This is a genomic window from Aquimarina sp. TRL1 (genome assembly GCF_013365535.1).
GTDB classification, from domain to species: Bacteria; Bacteroidota; Bacteroidia; order Flavobacteriales; family Flavobacteriaceae; genus Aquimarina; species Aquimarina hainanensis.
Map to the genome: position 1 here is coordinate 5,334,277 of NZ_CP053590.1, position 16,867 is coordinate 5,351,143.

Genomic DNA, 16,867 nt, shown 5'->3' on the forward strand with positions numbered 1-16,867 from the left:
CTTTCAAAAAAAAGAAATGGCTAAAATTTAATCTTTTTCCAATTGTCTGAATAGGTAGGAGCCACCCTGTTTAGCAAAGTGATCGTTGAGGCAATATCAATAGAAGGACCGCCTGAAAAAATACTCGATATCTCATCTGCTTTGGCATCAAAAAAGACTCTCATCATATAAGAATTAGGTCTTACATTATGCATCTCTTCTATAGACTTCATCGATTCTACTATAACTTTTTTTCCTTCTTTTACATTGGTATTCATCACATCCAAGCCTTCTCTATGATAGCTATACATTGCTTTCCTGTATCCGTCATAGGTTCCTGAAAGCAAGTCGTCATTTAATTTAAATCGTGTTCTATCTCCATCCTGAAGATTCCATCCCAGCGTATTACTCCCCTGTGCATTTCCTACAATCGTTTTGGCTTGCTGATAATAAGGAGTTCCTCCATTTAATTCGAATGTATCTGCATCTACTCCTAAAATCGTATATAAATAAAAAGAAACTACGGAAATCAGGTTTGATTCAAAACCATTAGGGTTAAAGTTCAGCGGCTGAAATTCCAGATAATTAAAATTAAATTGTTTATCATTGACATTAAAAATAGTTGTAGCATAACCAGAACCAAATACAGGTCTGGATGCCTGTACTTGTAAGGTTGCCGAAAAATTATCATTATCGTAGCTACTGATATTGATAAAAAAAGTACATTCGATTCGTTCTTCTGTTCTAAATTCTTTATCTGTCCATTTATTATTATTTACAAACTCAGTCATCGAACGCTCCAAGGTTTTAAACACCTGTAGATTCGGTTGCCCTGTTTGCTCTGCATTAACAACGACTCGGGCATTAAATTCCTGAGCCTGAACAGCCATATTAAACAAAAAAACAACGAATAGAATTCTTTTATACATCTCTAAGCTGATTAATTTCATTAAATATATCCTCAGCAACTGCTGCCTTGGTTTTAAGTTCAAACGCTTTAATCTCTAATTTATGATTAATAAGACTTACTTTATTCGTTTTCCCTTTAAAACCTGCCCCTTTATCATTCATAGAATTCAGAACAATCAGGTCCAGGTTCTTTGTTTGCAGCTTTCGTTTGGCATTTTCTTCTTCATTATTCGTTTCTAATGCAAAACCTACTAAAAACTGATGTGTTTTCACACTTCCCATCCATTTGAGAATATCAGTTGTTCGTTCCAACTCAATCACAAAATCACCTGCTGTTTTTTTAATTTTTTGAGCAGATACTGTTTTAGGTCTGTAATCAGCTACCGCAGCAGATGCAATTGCTATATCTACTTGATGAAATCGGCTTTCTACCTGTTCATACATTTGCTGAGCACTCATAACCGGAACTACAGTAATTCCTGACTGACTGACTGGAATCGAAGAGGGCCCTAATACCAATGTTACTTCTGCTCCCTTGCTTGCGGCATATGTAGCCAACTCAATTCCCATTCTTCCGCTGGAATGATTCCCTATAAATCGCACCGGATCTATTGCTTCATAAGTGGGACCTCCGGTAATTAATACCTTTACTCCCCGCATGGGAAGTTTTCCTTCTATATCTGCTTCTATAAAAGCAACAATATGTTCGGGCTCTGCCATTCTTCCCTTACCTACTAATCCGCTAGCTAATTCTCCTGATTCTGCCGGAATCATGATATTACCATATGACTGCAAGGTATCCAGTGTTTGTTCTGTACTGGGATGCTTATACATGTCCAGATCCATTGCTGGAGCGAAATAAACCGGACATTTTGCAGAAAGGTAGGTTGCCAGCAATAAATTATCACAGGTTCCCGACGCCATTTTAGACAAGGTATTTGCTGTTGCCGGAGCAATCACCATCAAATCTGCCCATAATCCTAGCTCTACATGATTATTCCAGAGTTCATTTTCGTTATCCTTATCATAAAAAGTAGATTGTACCGGATTTTTAGATAATGTAGAGAGTGTCAGGGGTGTTACAAAATCTTTGGCACCCGGGGTCATAACCACCTTTACCTCAGCACCGGCTTTAATACATAACCGAACTAAGGTAGCAGTTTTATATGCGGCAATGCCTGCGGTAACACCTAATACTATTCTTTTACCGCTGAGTACAGACATTGTTTAGATTATAAAGATTCTGAATCTTCTTTTGTGTTTCTGTAGTAAATTTTACCTTCTAACCACTCTTGTGCTGCAAGTGCATGTGGTTTTGGTAATCTTTCGTAAAATTTAGAAACTTCTATTTGTTCTTTGTTTTCGAATACTTCTTCCAAGCTGTCATTATACGTAGCAAACTCGTCTAATTTTTCTAAAAGCTCTTTCTTTATCCCAACATTGATTTGGTTTGCTCTTTTAGAAATGATAGATATTGCTTCGTATATATTCCCTGTTTCCTGATCTAACAAGTTTTTGTCTATTGTTGTTGTATTAACAGGTGCATTGCTTTTTTTCAAATCCATCTTCGCCTATTTTAGTTTCTTTTTTCTAGTCTTAGTTTTATATCTTCTGCTATTTCATTCGCATCTTCCAGATGCTCTCCTTCTGTCTTATAGTATTTTTTATAAAGTCGGTAATACTCTTCGGCTTGTTCTAATCGATCCTTAACAAGGAAGTCATAACTTCCGATCGCCAGTAAATATTGCGACTCAAGCTTGTAATATAATGCTTTTTCTCTAAATGCTGACCCCGGGTAATCCACCAGGTACATATCAAACGCATTAATTGCTACTTTATAATCTTCTCTATGATGAAATTGCTTGGCGATCTCATATGCTTTGCGCTCTTTCTTCGTTCTGAGATCAATCACCATTTTATTCGCAGATTCTAAATGCTTTCCTTCTTCTGCATATGTATTAATATACCCTTGCAGCTTCTCTACGGCTTTATCTGTATCTTCCTGGTCCAATGAGTATCTGGGAGATAAATGATAATAACTTTCTGCTGCTTTAAACTGTGCTTCTTCTTTCTTTTCGCTTTTAGGATATGACGTAACAAAACGATCAAACTGATAACTCGCTACATAATAATCCTTTAACTGATAATAGGTATTAGCATAGTGATACATTATTCTCTCTGCCTGTGGTTTTCCTCTGTATTTCGGCACTACCTGTTCAAAAAGACGCAAAGCTTTCTGATATTTACCTTCTTTATACAGCTCTTCTGCCATATTATATTTAAGGGATACATCCTCACTTTTGAGAACTTTCTGATATTCACTACATGCCCCAAAAGGCAATACGCATATCAGTAAATAGAATAATCTCTTCATAAGTTAAAAAACATCTTGCAAAAATAGCTATTTCTGCGGTATTACAAAAACTTTAATTTACCTATTCAATAACTATAAAATAATAACAGTGTTGCACTTCTTTTTATTTTCACTTTCTTGTATCCGGGTATGTTCTATTCAACTTATTGTGATCTAAAACCGTATACCCTTCTTCTTCGTGATAAAATGCTTTTTCAAATATATGATCCATCCTCATATCTTCCAGCATATATGAGTGTACCTGATGTACTTCTTGTGCAAAAGACTCATCGTAATAACTTACCAAAATGAGAATTTCTCCATGCAGTTTGGACAGCTCTTCTCTTCTATAATCTATCAATGGACTTTTATCATTTATCGGATGTACCACAGTCCAGGTGGTCGGCAAGTATGTTATTGCACTTCTTTCCAGTTTTAGTTGATAGAAATTATTCACATACTTGTTTTCTTCATTTTCTGTAGACAATGTCAGCGTTACCTCTATATGAGGACGAATCATCACATTGGTATTTCTACTCATCAGTCTAAACATCAGGCTGTCGATTCCTTTATGTTTCCGAAGCACGAGCACATCACTAAATCGAATATTAGCTCTTGGTTTTGAAAACCTTCCATATAGCAATCCCGTAACAAAGGAAAAGCTCAACAATCCCACAAGTGCTTCCAGAGAAGACACCACCCCAAAGAGAACGCCCTGAGGAGACATTCCTCCATATCCTACCGTAGTAATAGTTTGAGCAGAGAAAAAGAACGCATTCAGAAAATCATAGAAAATACTTCCTGTAGGTGCTGTAATATGGGACATCCCAATCATAAGGTATATCCCTGCAAAAAAAGTATTGACTAAAATATACCCTAATAACACCCATAAAAAAAACACTACCCAACTAACTTCTATCAGATAAGAATAGCTAGCGGATAGTGATTTTGGTTTGTTTATATGTTTTATATTAAAAGACCCATCCAAACTAATAAACCGTTTGGCTTTTTTATCGGAAGAAGTTCCAACACCGGGATCTTTTATTCTTTTAGCCATTTTTATACATTAATTAGCTATAAAGTTTTCTATCTTTTCTGCCAGCTCATCAGATACATTAATCAAAGGCAATCTTACTGCATCTCCACAAACTCCTTTTGTTTTAAGCATATGTTTTATTCCCGCCGGATTCCCTTCTGCAAATGCATGATCAACCGCTGGTAAGAGCTTATACAACTCTGAGAAGGCTTTCTGTGTTTCTCCTGCTAATCCTAATCGAATCATCTCTGAGAATTCATCCGGAAACCCCTGCCCTATTACACTAATTACTCCATCTCCTCCTGCTGCAACAGCTGGTAATGCTAAAGCATCATCCCCTGACAGTACCAAAAACCCTTCTGGTCTCTCTTTAATAATCTGCAATACCTGTGTAAAATCGCCAACAGCTTCTTTTACCCCTATAACATTATCCAACTGTGCCAATCTCAAGGTAGTTTCTGCTGTCATATTAATCGCTGTTCGCGATGGCACATTGTACAATAACACAGGAATCGGAGCATGGTCCTGAATTTTCTTATAATGCTGATAAATACCTTCCTGACTTGGTTTATTATACATAGGCACAACAGATAATACGGCAGCAAAATCGCTGAGATCTGTACTATCTATTTCATCAATAACTGCTTGTGTATTATTTCCTCCTATACCTATAACCAATGGCAATCGTTTCTTATTCACCTGTACGATATGAGCTACTAACGCTTTCTTTTCCGATTTCGTCAATGTAGCTGATTCTGCAGTAGTCCCCAGAACTACCAGGTATTCTATTTTTCCTTTGATACAAAACTCCACTAATGATGTTACTCCATCATAGTCTATTGTACCATCATTTTTAAACGGGGTAACCAAGGCAACTCCTGTCCCTCTTAAAAACTCATTCATAGCTAAATTATGTCTAAAACTTTTAAATATTTTTTTAATTCGGCGATAAAAAGATTGGTATCATCCATTGCCGAACCGATCACTAAATCATTAATTCGATTATCGACTTCTGCAAAACCAACTTTAAATTTTGCCTGAGAAGCTGAAGCTACGTAATTGAGCTCTAACTTATCCTCTGCATAAAAATTGATCAGAACGTCGTAATCTGTATGTATAAATTCTTTGAGTGAAGTACTTTTAACACTGCCATTAGCCGCAAAACAACGTTCGTTATAATAAGCAGCATCTTTATCATCACTGATCTCTTTCTGATCTTCCTTGAACCCCATCACCTTGAGTCGTTCTGATTTTACCCCCAGCTCATTAGCCAACTTCAGCAATGACAATACATTTACAGATTGAGAAGCATCTATAAGTACTGCCAGTGTTTTGAGATGAGAAACATTCATAGTAGTAGTTCCCCGTTTACTAAGACTGGTTTCAATGCCCTTTTTAAGTGCTTTGCGTTTAAGACCTTTTAAAATCATTCACAAAAAAATTAGTTCACAAATGTAGCTATTTTACATTTTAAAAACATCCCCTTATCAATAAAGAAATAATGATATTTTAGGTTTACAGATTTTCTATCTTTATACTCAATTCATTTTTTATCTGTTCATCAAAATACCAGGTTACATAACTTAACGGAACCACCTCTATACCAACCCGATGTAGTACTCTGCAACGTTCCATAGAGAATGTTTTCTCAAAATCTCCCGGAAAACCTATTAAGTCAATTCCTAAGTATTTGTTATTTTTCTCTATCAACACATCAATAACCAGCCCGGACAATTCATACCCAATAAAACATTGCGAATCCGGATTTTCCTGCATAACAAATGCCTGTACCTGTGTTGCAAAATCATCAAAATATTTATTCCCTGTTTCTTCTTCTCCTAATTTCTCCACTCCTACAAACCAATCCAAATAGGTCCTCAACAAAGAATGTTCTGATAAACTATTTTCATCTACCGAAAGATATATCTTTTGTTTATTCCTGGCTCTAGTAACCATAACATTAAACATATCTTCTTTATTCAAATAACTATACGAGCTATGATGACTATCATTATCAACCGTCATAGAAATCAACATGATATCTCTTTCGTCCCCCTGAAAAGAATACGGAGTCCCTAACCGAATAGCATGTTTATTCATCGCCTGTAAAGAAATTTCTTTTTTTACCAGTTTACCAATATAGGTTATCTGATCTTTAAACGGCGTAATCACACCGATAGAAGTCGCAGCAGTTTTGGACAACTTTTCTTCTTTTCTGATCACCTCCTGAATATACAATACTATTTCTTCTGCTTCTTTCTCATTAACTCCTTTAGTATTTCTTTTTCCCTGAACGCGATGCATAAACACGGATTGCCTGCCTTTATTCTTAGGCAAATCATGCATAATTGTCAAGGCATCATCATAAAATTTTTGATTGCTAAATCCAATGATATCCGGTAATGACCTATAATGCTCATCCAATAGATTTACCTGCTCCACCTTACTAGTTCCTTCTAACACAAAATCAAGCAAACTTCGTTCCCGGTAGTTATATTTCTCTTCCCATGGTAACTCATTCTTTACACTCAACAACTTCATCTGTTGCTTAGACAAAAAACACATATGTCGCAACTGCTTAGGATCCCCTGTAACAACTACTTTTTTTGCCCGCTGCAACAATGGCAGAACTCCGGCAATATCACATTGGGTTGCTTCATCTATCACCAACACATCAAAAAGCTCTTTTTGCAAAGGGAAAACCTCTGACACTTCATCTATTTTCACCAACCAAACAGGCAATGCATCCAGAACGACCTTAAAATCAAAAAGTTCTAACTCTGATAACTTTGTCGACTTATCTGTATTCCTCAACATACTCACCAAACGCTGAAGTTCTTTTCTATTTTCTCTGACACTGGCTCTGATCTTACCCAAAACCTGTCCCATCATTTTTTTATTGGTATCTTGAATTCCTTTATTGAGATATTTCACATACAAATCCAACAACCTCCACTCTTCTTGTTGCCAGGTTTTAAAAAGCGTCACCCATTTCATCTTTACTGTTCTCACCACTCCCGGTTTCCTCAGAATAGTCTGGGTTAATTTCCTGCTTTTTTCCTCTACAGTTTCAAACGCTTTCTCTATTCTTTTCAATTCCTCATATACAAACTCCAAGCCCGTATGATCTTTATCAATTTCTCGTATATAAGGCAATGTATTAAACTTATACAAATAGCGTTCTAAACTTGCTATTAATGAAATTTTATATCGGCTACCCCCAACTTTCATTCGGAATCTCCCTACAGAAAAAGAGGCTAATTTATCTGATACTACCTGCAAAGCTTCTTCAGTTCTTGCTGCAACCAATACGCTTTTCCCTTTACTGAGGTAATCTATTGCTATAGCTGCTACTGTATAACTTTTTCCAGTTCCCGGAGGACCTATAAAAACTGATTTTTTTAATTCATACGCGGATTTAACTATCTGCTGCTGTGCATGGTTTAAAATAAAAGGCTGAACACCTGGTTTATAAATCGCATCTCCCAGGTATTTTTCTTGCCCAAAATACGCTTCAACAGCAGTAGAATATGACACCTCTTCACATAACCGTTCTAATTCATTAACCACCCCTTGCATATTATTTGCTTTGCTAGACACCATCAATCCAGAAGCAGAAACCAATCTAAACACCCCGAATTCCACCTCCTTATCATTATAAACTTTCCGAAGCTCTTTCCCTTTTCTCAGCTTAGGAAACAGTGTAATATCGTCTGAAAAATGAAGCCCCTCTACATATCGTTCAAAAAGTCGTTTTACCTTCATCAAGAAAGAATACTCTACAAGATTTTCTTCCAACAACTGCGTAAAATGAGCCCGAAAATCCTCAAAAGGCAATGACATTTCCAGTGTTTTCAAAAAACCGTAGTTCACTTCTCTTTCTGCTATCTCCAACGAAACATAATACGTTTCTCCTTCCCGAATTATTGTGGCAGGATAATAAAACAAGGGCGCACACACGCGAACTGTTTTTTTATTAAACAGTTTTTTCCTTCCCACAATAAACATTGTACAATAATACAATTGCTTATCTCGCTTATACAATTGCAGGTTTTTGGAAATCTCTTCCCCTTGTTCTTCAGGAATATATTGTCGCGGATACTTCCCATTAATCAATTCCTCTTCTGCTTCCTGTATCCAGTGATTTTCATATTTAGCCGAAAAGAAATTAACAATACTAAACTCTCTATTATCGGCTTTATAACAATCCGAAAAGTACTTAATTAACTTCTGTATATCCAATTATTACATGCTTTTATCCTTCTTCTTCTCCCTACACCATTGCCAAGAAATCATCTTCACTTATAATAGCAACTCCCAACTTGGTTGCTTTTTCTAACTTACTAGGTCCCATATTAGCTCCTGCCACCACATAAGACGTCTTAGAAGAAATTGAACTGGATACTTTTCCTCCGTTGTCTTCTATCAGTTTTTTTAGTTCATTTCTCGATACTTTTTCGAACACTCCTGATACCACAAAAACTTTCCCACTTAACACCTCTGTCTGCCCGGCAAGTTTCTCCGCAGAAATTTCTAACTGTACTCCGGCATTTTTTAATCGTTGTATTAGTTCCTTATGTGCCTCGACACTAAAAAACTCCTGAACACTTTGTGCTATTTTTATTCCTATTTCCTCTACATTAACCAGCTCTTCTTCTGTAGCCGCTATAATTGCATCTATATTTTTATAATGTTTTGCCAGTTTTTTAGCTACCGTTTCTCCCACATAACGAATGCCTAATGCAAATAACACCCGCTCGAAAGGTATTTCTTTTGATTTCAAAATTCCATTAATAAGGTTATCTGCACTCTTTTCTGCCATACGCTCCAACGGAATCACTTGTTCTTTTTTCAGATCATATAAATCTGCATAATTTGTAATCAAGTTCTCTTTGACTAATAAAGCAACCGTTTCCCCTCCGAGTCCCTCTATATCCATTGCCTTTCTAGCAATAAAATGCTGTATTCTTCCTACCACCTGAGGAAAACACCCTAAGTCATTTGGACAGTAGTGTTGTGCTTCTCCTTCTTTCCGTATCAATGCTGTCTGACATTCCGGACAAACTGATATATATACTGTTGGGGAGGTATTTTCTCTTTTAGTTATATCTACCCCTACTATTTTTGGAATGATCTCTCCTCCTTTTTCTACAAATACAGTATCTCCTTCCCTAACATCTAATTTTGCAATTTGATCTGCATTATGGAGAGAGGCTCTTTTTACAACAGTTCCGGCTAATTGTACCGGTTCCAAATTAGCAACAGGAGTAATTGCTCCAGTTCTTCCCACCTGATATGTTATCTCTTTCAGTACAGTAGCCACTTGCTCTGCCTTGAATTTATAAGCCATTGCCCATCTAGGGGCTTTTGAAGTAAATCCTAATTCTTCTTGCTGTTGCAAATTATTTACCTTCACTACCACCCCATCGGTTTCATACGGCAAGTCCTTTCTATGTTCATCCCAATAGTTAACAAACTCCAAGACTTCATCTATTGATTTTGCCAGACGTGATTCTCCCGGCACCTTAAAACCCCATGCCCTGGCTTTCTCCAGAGATTCATATTGTGACACAATCTGAATTCTATCTCCCACCAGATTATACAACAAACAATCCAAAGGACGTTTTGCTACTTCACTACTATCCTGAAGCTTTAAACTCCCTGAAGCAGTATTCCTAGGGTTCGCATAAGGCTCTTCTCCCGCAGCCAACCGTTCTTCATTCATTTTACGAAATCCTTCATATGGAAGTACAATTTCTCCTCTTATATCAAATTTAGAAGGATAATCTCCTTTCAATTTTAAAGGAACAGACTTTATTGTCTTGACATTGGTTGTCACATCATCTCCCTGAATCCCATCACCTCTGGTAACAGCTCTTACCAAAGCACCTTCTTCATATGTAAGATTAATAGAAGCTCCATCATATTTCAACTCACATGTGTATTGCACCTCTCCATCTACCAACTTTTTAATTCTTGTTTCCCAATCCAGTAAATCTTCCTTGGAATATGAATTATCCAATGAATACATTCGCTGTTCATGAACTATGGTTGCAAAATTTTTTGTCACTTCTCCTCCCACCCTCAAGGTCGGCGAATTCGCATCGTAATACTCCGGATGTTTTTCTTCCAGTTTTTGCAACTCCTTCAGCAAATGGTCAAAATCATAATCACTTATGGTTGGCTTATCCAACACATAATAATTATAATTGTGCTGTCTCAATTCTTCTCTCAGTTGGATTATTTTATCTTCTATATTCATATCCAATACATATGGTATTTTCTCTAACTTTTCTCTTACCTTTAATTATTTTACACTATTAAAATCCTGCATTTTTCTCAGAAGTCCCTCCACGGTATCATCAACCAACAATAAATCATAGCCTTCTTTTCGTAAGAAACCTTTTGCCATCATATCTTCCATCAGTTTCAACAAATGATTATAAAAGCCATCTATATTCAGTAAACCTATTGGTTTGCTATGCAATTTTAACTGTGCCCAGCTAATTACCTCGAATAGCTCTTCCAGTGTCCCAAAACCTCCCGGCAAGACGATAAACCCATCACTCAACTCCTGCAGTTTTTCTTTTCTTTGGTGCATATTTTCTGTGGTATACAATCTGGTCAACTCCGGATGCACAATTTCTTTGGATTTCAGAAATTGAGGAATAACCCCCACTACTTCTCCATCAAGCGATAATACGCCATTTGCTACAGCCCCCATAACTCCTATTTCTGCTCCTCCATACACCAAGGTTATCCCTTCTTTTGCAATGCGTTCTCCTAATTGTTTTGCTGTGGTAACATACTGTTCTTCTTTCCCTGTACTACTTCCACAAAAAACCGCTACTGCTTCTATTTTTTTCATCAAATTAATTTTACTTTCTAAATGCCTTAATCATTCGTTCGTTTCCAAAAAAATCTTTTCTTAACTCCACCACATCAAACCCTTTACCCAAAATCATATCTTTCATCTCCTGCCCTAAATATTGATTAATCTCAAAATATAAATTACCACTTTCTTCTAAACTCTGAGTTGCCAATGCTGCTATTTTTTCATAAAAAACCAATGCTCGATTATCCGAAACAAATAGCGCCGTATGAGGCTCATACTTCAACACATTCCCCTTCATTTCTTTTTTTTCCATTTCTCGTACATAAGGAGGGTTTGATACAATAATATCATATCGTTGATCTAAAGATGCTACCGTCAATATATCCTGATTAATAAACCGTATCGCTACTCCATGCTGCTTCGCATTTTTTTGCGCTACTTCAATCGCTCCTTCTGACACATCTATTGCTTCTACTGTAGCATTAGGAATATGTTTAGCTAATGTTATTGCAATACACCCACTACCAGTTCCTACATCGAGAATTCGTATTTTCTTTTCTTCTTTCCTATTCTTGCAATCTTCTATAATCCAATACACTAACTCTTCCGTTTCAGGTCTCGGAATTAACACTTGTTCACTCACCTGAAAATCCAATCCATAAAAATTAGTACTCCCAATAATATATTGTACTGGAACTTCTTTTTCTAACTGTGATACCGCTGCTGTAAACATTGTCTTTTGAGGAATTGTAAGCTTTTTTTGTAATTCCAATGCCACTTGAACCCTACTCATCCCAAGGAGATGATCTGTTATCAAATAAAAAAAAGACAAGGTTTCTTCCCTTCCATATTGCTCTGATAAGCTTGTTAAAAAATACGCTTTAGCTTCTTTTAAAATCAACCGTTTCCTTTTTAATGTGTACAACTCTTATTTTCTATAACTTTTTAATCATCCACTCCTGGCAATTATAATGTCCGGTGTCTCCCATTGGTTTTTCCAAGGGTTCAAAACCAACTTTTCCATATAATTTTTTAGCAGATTCCATATAAGGCATTGTTTCTAAATAACAAGATTCAAATCCCTCTTCTTTTGCTTTGGACAGGCATATCTCCATTAATTGTCTTCCAACTCCTTTCCCTCTCATTTTTGAAGAAACATACATTTTCTGAAGTTCACAAACGTCCTCTTCTCCATTTTCTAATGGAGCGATTCCTGCTCCACCTAATACACTGCCATCACATTCTACTACAAAATACGCTCCCCGGCTTTCATTATATGTTTCATACATCATATCCAATGCTTTATCTTCATAAGCCGTCCCCACCTTAGGCACTCCCATCTCTACAAGCACCTCTCGTATTATAGCTGCCAATGCTTTATTGTCATTTAACTCTATAGGGCGAATTTTAATTGTACTCATTGCTAATATTAATTACTTTTGCGTTAACCTTCTTAATCGACAAAACTCCTTAACCTCTTTTTAGCAAACTAAAAAGAAACAGTAGCATTATATCATAAAATAATCAACGAAATATACAGTAATTCCATCCAGAAACCAATGAACAAGATACTATTATTATTAACAATATTTTTCATTTCCATCAGATGTTCCTCCCCGGAGAAACCAATCTTCAAAAGCCTGAATAACATCGACATAAAAAAAGCAAGCCTAACCGAAGTAACCATTCATGCTGATGCTATTTTTGATAACCCTAATAACCTATCTGGAAAGCTATCAATTGAAGACCTTCATATCTTAGTAGACAACGTGGATATAGGTATTATTTCTTCTAAAGAGTTTAACGTTCCTAAAAAAGAGTCTTTCACTATTCCATTAACCGGAACATTTCCACTCTCAAAAATCTACAAAAACAACAAAAAAGGAATCCTAAACAGTATTTTATCAATTGCCACAACGGACTCCCTAACGATAGAATACGATGGTAAAATCAGATATCATTTGCATGATTTTTCATACCCATATCACATCAACACTTCTCAAAAAATAAAAATAAAATAGTGAACCCTATACACCAACTCTATATTCGCCGCTGCATCCAATTAGCTAAAAACGGACTAGGAACCACTTATCCCAATCCTATGGTTGGTGCTGTTATTGTTCACAACCAAAAAATTATTGGCGAAGGCTGGCATCACAAAGCCGGACAACCCCATGCAGAAGTAAACGCTATTCGTTCAGTAAAGGATCATTCCATACTTCCTGAAGCTACTATATATGTAAGCTTAGAGCCCTGCAGCCATCATGGAAAAACACCTCCATGCAGTGACCTTATCATCGAAAAAGGAATCAAGAATGTTGTTATCGGCACTATAGACCCTTTTTCTAAAGTTGCCGGAAGAGGGATTAAAAAGCTCAAAAATGCCGGTTGCCACGTAACTGTTGGCGTATTAGAAGAGGCTTGTCATGAACTCAACAAACGCTTTTTTACTTTTCACACAAAAAAGCGCCCATATATTATATTAAAATGGGCAGAAACCCAGGATGGATATATTGCCCCCATGAATTCTTCTGAAAGAAAACCTGTGTGGATTACCGATAAAAATTCTCGTCAACTTGTTCATAAATGGCGAACTGAAGAACAGGCTATTCTTATTGGCAGTAAAACCGTCATAAAAGACAATCCTAAACTTACCGCCAGAGACTGGTACGGAACAAACCCATTACGCATCATTATTGCTTCTACTGATAAAGAACTCAGTAATTCTGCTGTACTGGATCAAACCACCGAAACAATTATTATATCAAACAAAAAATTCCAGAAAAAAAACCAAGCCAATCTCATTTATTGTACTACCCAAACAGATCAATTAATACAAGGTATCTGTGATTTCCTATACGAAAAAGACATTCAATCACTAATTATAGAAGGAGGTAGTTATACGCTACAACAATTTATCGACACTGATATATGGGATGAAGCCCGGGTTTTTAAAGGCAATACTTTTTTCAGAGAAGGAGTCAAAGCCCCTAAGCTTTCGACTTCCCCTGTAACGATAACCAATATTAAAAACGACTTTTTACACATTCACAAAAATGATTAAAACAATTATATTTGATTTTGGTGACGTATTCATCAACCTGGATAAAACTGCTACAGCAGATGCTTTTTCTAAACTAAAAACTTCCTCTTCTCAGGCATTTATTACACAGATCAACGAGCTTTATGAAACCGGAATGATCACCACAGAGGAATTCTTTACTCATTATTCTACTATATACCCTGAACTTACCTCATTTCTAATTAAAGACGCATGGAATGCTATCTTACTTGATTTCCCTACCCACAGGCTCAATTTCCTCCAGCAACTTGCCATTTCCAAACAATACAAGCTCATCCTCCTGAGCAACACAAATGAATTACACATTGACTGGATAAAAAAGAACATTTCACACTATCAAGCATTCAAGTCTTGTTTTGATCAATTTTACCTATCACATGAAATCAATCTGAGAAAACCAACAGCTGATATCTTTAATTTTGTTCTCAGCAAAAATCAGATACTCCCTGACGAAACTATTTTTATTGATGACACTAAGGAGCATATTGACACTGCTGCTTCCCTGGGAATCCACACCTGGAATATAGACCCCAAAAAAGAAGATATCACTACTTTATTTGCTACAAAATCTGATTTGTTTTGACCTATTTATTACTCAGCATTTTAGCCACTACAATTATCTTTATACTTTTCAAAACTTTTTCTTTGTATAAAGTCAATACATCTCAGGCTATTGTCACTAACTATATTGTAGCTGCTTTATTCGGATTTTTTTTTCATACCGGTAACATCAGTATCCCAACACTCATTTCTCAACCCTGGTTTATATGGTCCCTTATCCTAGGGGCAGTTTTCATCAGCATCTTTAGCCTGATAGCCATTACTGCACAGCGAAATGGAATTTCAGTTGTTGCTGTCGCCAGCAAAATGAGTATGATTATTCCGATCTTATTTGGTATTCTCTACTACAAAGAACATACAAACACCTTAAAAATAACCGGAATACTCATTGCCCTGATTGCTGTTTTCCTCGCTTCTTCCAAAAAGACATCGCAAACCACAACAAATACAAGCAGCTTTATCTATCCATTATTAGTTTTTATTGGTAGTGGACTTATTGATACCTCTATTAAGTTTATCGATTTTCATTTTGTAAAACCTGAAGATGCCTCCATCTTTCCTGCTACTATTTTTGCTGCCGCAGGAATTCTTGGAATCTTCCTTTTATTATACAATAGCATTATCAAAAAAGAAAGCATTTCATTCAAAAATATTATCGCAGGAATTTCTTTAGGCATTCCTAATTATTTTTCTGTTTATTTTCTAATTTTGGCACTTAGGCATGAGCTTATGGACAGCTCTACCGTATTTACGATTAACAATGTTTCTATATTAATAACTTCAACACTTGCTGGCATCCTTATATTTAGAGAACAACTACTTCTAAAAAACTGGATTGGCATTTTACTAGCCATACTCAGTATATTTTTAGTTAGCTTTTCTTTTTAATCTTACTTATTTTGGAAAACAACGATACATACAAAACAATTTGCTCTCCTACTGAAGAGGTTCTTTTCAAAGACAAAAACAGTAAATTTTATGGATATGCGTTTCCTCTTTCAAATGAAAATGACATAAAACTCCTGCTCGAAAAACTAAAAAAACAACATCACGCTGCCAGACACTGGTGTTATGCATGGCAATTAGGTACAGAAAACAAACGCTATCGCGCTAATGATGATGGCGAACCATCCAACTCTGCCGGGCAACCTATTTATGGTCAGATACAATCTTTTGATCTCACGAATGTACTTATTGTAGTCGTTCGATATTTTGGAGGTGTTAAACTGGGAGTCGGTGGATTGATCAATGCTTATAGAACTGCTGCTCAACTCGCTCTCGAAAATGCTGTGATTGAAGAAAAGACAATTAATATCGCTTTTGAGATTATATTCGAATACAAAGACATGAATAAAGTCATGCGCATCATTAAAGAGCATCAATTAACTATCACATCCCAAAAACTAGAACTCAATTGCCGGGTTTTTATTAGTGTAAGAAAAAAAATAGCTCATAAAATAAATGAGCTATTCTCCTCGTTATACGGTATAGAAATTAAACTATTAGACGATTAAGAACATTTCATCTTCTCTAATAAGTAAGGGGGACAGGCGATGGGTTTTCGTGTTTCACTATCCATAAAAGCCAATGTTGTTGATGCAATTGTTAACAATTCTTGATTTTCATTATAGATTTCATAATCAAAAATAATTTTAACCGTAGGAATTTTCCTTAACTTTGTTTTGATAACTAACTGATCGTCAAAGTATGCAGATTTCTTATATTTAATATCTAAGGAAATAACTGGCATCATGATGCCACTTTCTTCCATAGCCCTATATGAAGTTCCTGTAGCTGATAACCAATCAACTCTGGCTACTTCAATATATTTAATATAATTAGAATGGTGAACAACACCCATTTGATCTGTTTCTGCGTATCGTACCTTTAGTAAAGTTTCTGTGATAAGTGACATAAAAAATAGTTAAAATGTAAACAACGATAATGTTGAAATTTGCGAATTATGCGAAAAAAATATTTAAAATTCAACACTCGATTCGTTTTTTTTTTACATTTTTTGTTCACATATTTGTCAAACAAAAGAAGAAGGGGTTTATTAAATATTTTCTCATTTAACGACCTAGTAAAAAAACAGAAAACCAGACCTTTAGA

18 protein-coding genes are annotated in these 16,867 nt (G+C 36.0%); 5 read left to right on the forward strand and 13 right to left on the reverse strand.

All coding sequences use genetic code 11. The features are described 5' to 3' along the window. Positions 1-20: 20 nt before the first annotated feature. From HN014_RS22010 to HN014_RS22065, 12 genes are all read right to left on the reverse strand, one after another. Positions 21-908 carry a DUF4835 family protein gene (locus HN014_RS22010; protein WP_176030983.1) on the reverse strand — a complete coding sequence of 296 codons (888 nt, stop codon included), beginning with the start codon at positions 906-908 and terminating at the stop codon, positions 21-23. Next, the gene (coaBC, locus tag HN014_RS22015; protein WP_176030984.1) at positions 901-2,112 is read right to left on the reverse strand and encodes a bifunctional phosphopantothenoylcysteine decarboxylase/phosphopantothenate--cysteine ligase CoaBC; all 1,212 of its coding nucleotides are present in this window, start codon (positions 2,110-2,112) and stop codon (positions 901-903) included. The genes HN014_RS22010 and coaBC overlap by 8 nt, the downstream gene beginning before the upstream one ends. An 8-nt stretch (positions 2,113-2,120) precedes the next feature. Beyond that, on the reverse strand, positions 2,121-2,453 hold the full coding sequence (locus tag HN014_RS22020; RefSeq protein ID WP_176030985.1) for a DNA-directed RNA polymerase subunit omega: 333 nt from the start codon (positions 2,451-2,453) through the stop codon (positions 2,121-2,123). 11 nt (positions 2,454-2,464) lie between these two features. Next, positions 2,465-3,262: an outer membrane protein assembly factor BamD gene (locus tag HN014_RS22025; protein WP_176030986.1), complete on the reverse strand. Its 798-nt coding sequence runs from the start codon at positions 3,260-3,262 to the stop codon at positions 2,465-2,467. 109 nt (positions 3,263-3,371) lie between these two features. Continuing rightward, positions 3,372-4,298, reverse strand: coding sequence for an ion channel (locus tag HN014_RS22030; RefSeq protein WP_176030987.1), 927 nt, complete (start codon positions 4,296-4,298; stop codon positions 3,372-3,374). A gap of 9 nt (positions 4,299-4,307) precedes the next feature. Then, complete coding sequence (gene dapA / locus HN014_RS22035; RefSeq protein WP_176030988.1) at positions 4,308-5,180, reverse strand: 4-hydroxy-tetrahydrodipicolinate synthase; 873 nt, start codon at positions 5,178-5,180, stop codon at positions 4,308-4,310. 2 nt (positions 5,181-5,182) lie between these two features. Then, positions 5,183-5,707: a hypothetical protein gene (locus tag HN014_RS22040; protein WP_254884062.1), complete on the reverse strand. Its 525-nt coding sequence runs from the start codon at positions 5,705-5,707 to the stop codon at positions 5,183-5,185. 85 nt (positions 5,708-5,792) lie between these two features. Further along, positions 5,793-8,519 carry an ATP-binding protein gene (locus HN014_RS22045; RefSeq protein ID WP_176030989.1) on the reverse strand — a complete coding sequence of 909 codons (2,727 nt, stop codon included), beginning with the start codon at positions 8,517-8,519 and terminating at the stop codon, positions 5,793-5,795. 31 nt (positions 8,520-8,550) lie between these two features. Further along, positions 8,551-10,539 carry an NAD-dependent DNA ligase LigA gene (gene ligA / locus HN014_RS22050; RefSeq protein WP_176030990.1) on the reverse strand — a complete coding sequence of 663 codons (1,989 nt, stop codon included), beginning with the start codon at positions 10,537-10,539 and terminating at the stop codon, positions 8,551-8,553. 45 nt (positions 10,540-10,584) lie between these two features. Then, positions 10,585-11,145: a TIGR00730 family Rossman fold protein gene (locus tag HN014_RS22055; RefSeq protein ID WP_176030991.1), complete on the reverse strand. Its 561-nt coding sequence runs from the start codon at positions 11,143-11,145 to the stop codon at positions 10,585-10,587. 10 nt (positions 11,146-11,155) lie between these two features. Continuing rightward, a complete protein-coding gene (prmC, locus tag HN014_RS22060; protein WP_176030992.1) occupies positions 11,156-12,013 on the reverse strand; it encodes a peptide chain release factor N(5)-glutamine methyltransferase in 858 nt (285 codons plus the stop codon). A gap of 34 nt (positions 12,014-12,047) precedes the next feature. Continuing rightward, entirely contained in the window at positions 12,048-12,533 is a 486-nt protein-coding gene (locus HN014_RS22065; RefSeq protein ID WP_176030993.1) for a GNAT family N-acetyltransferase, read from the reverse strand. Between the two features lie 138 nt (positions 12,534-12,671). Here HN014_RS22065 and HN014_RS22070 point away from each other — a divergent pair, with 138 nt between their 5' ends. From HN014_RS22070 to HN014_RS22090, 5 genes are read left to right on the forward strand one after another with little or no spacing between them, the layout of a single operon-like run. After that, positions 12,672-13,133, forward strand: coding sequence for a hypothetical protein (locus tag HN014_RS22070; protein WP_176030994.1), 462 nt, complete (start codon positions 12,672-12,674; stop codon positions 13,131-13,133). Beyond that, complete coding sequence (gene ribD, locus HN014_RS22075; RefSeq protein WP_254884063.1) at positions 13,133-14,176, forward strand: bifunctional diaminohydroxyphosphoribosylaminopyrimidine deaminase/5-amino-6-(5-phosphoribosylamino)uracil reductase RibD; 1,044 nt, start codon at positions 13,133-13,135, stop codon at positions 14,174-14,176. Before HN014_RS22070 ends, ribD begins: the two co-directional genes overlap by 1 nt. Next, positions 14,169-14,777, forward strand: a complete 609-nt coding sequence (locus HN014_RS22080) for an HAD family phosphatase (RefSeq protein WP_176030995.1) — start codon at positions 14,169-14,171, stop codon at positions 14,775-14,777. The genes ribD and HN014_RS22080 overlap by 8 nt, the downstream gene beginning before the upstream one ends. Next, positions 14,774-15,643: a DMT family transporter gene (locus HN014_RS22085; protein WP_176030996.1), complete on the forward strand. Its 870-nt coding sequence runs from the start codon at positions 14,774-14,776 to the stop codon at positions 15,641-15,643. Before HN014_RS22080 ends, HN014_RS22085 begins: the two co-directional genes overlap by 4 nt. Positions 15,644-15,654: 11 nt before the next feature. After that, positions 15,655-16,269, forward strand: a complete 615-nt coding sequence (locus tag HN014_RS22090) for a YigZ family protein (RefSeq protein ID WP_176030997.1) — start codon at positions 15,655-15,657, stop codon at positions 16,267-16,269. On the opposite strand, the gene HN014_RS22095 is transcribed toward HN014_RS22090, so the two are convergent. Beyond that, positions 16,266-16,670: a thioesterase family protein gene (locus HN014_RS22095; protein WP_176030998.1), complete on the reverse strand. Its 405-nt coding sequence runs from the start codon at positions 16,668-16,670 to the stop codon at positions 16,266-16,268. The two genes, HN014_RS22090 and HN014_RS22095, sit on opposite strands and share 4 nt — an antisense overlap. Positions 16,671-16,867 lie beyond the last annotated feature (197 nt).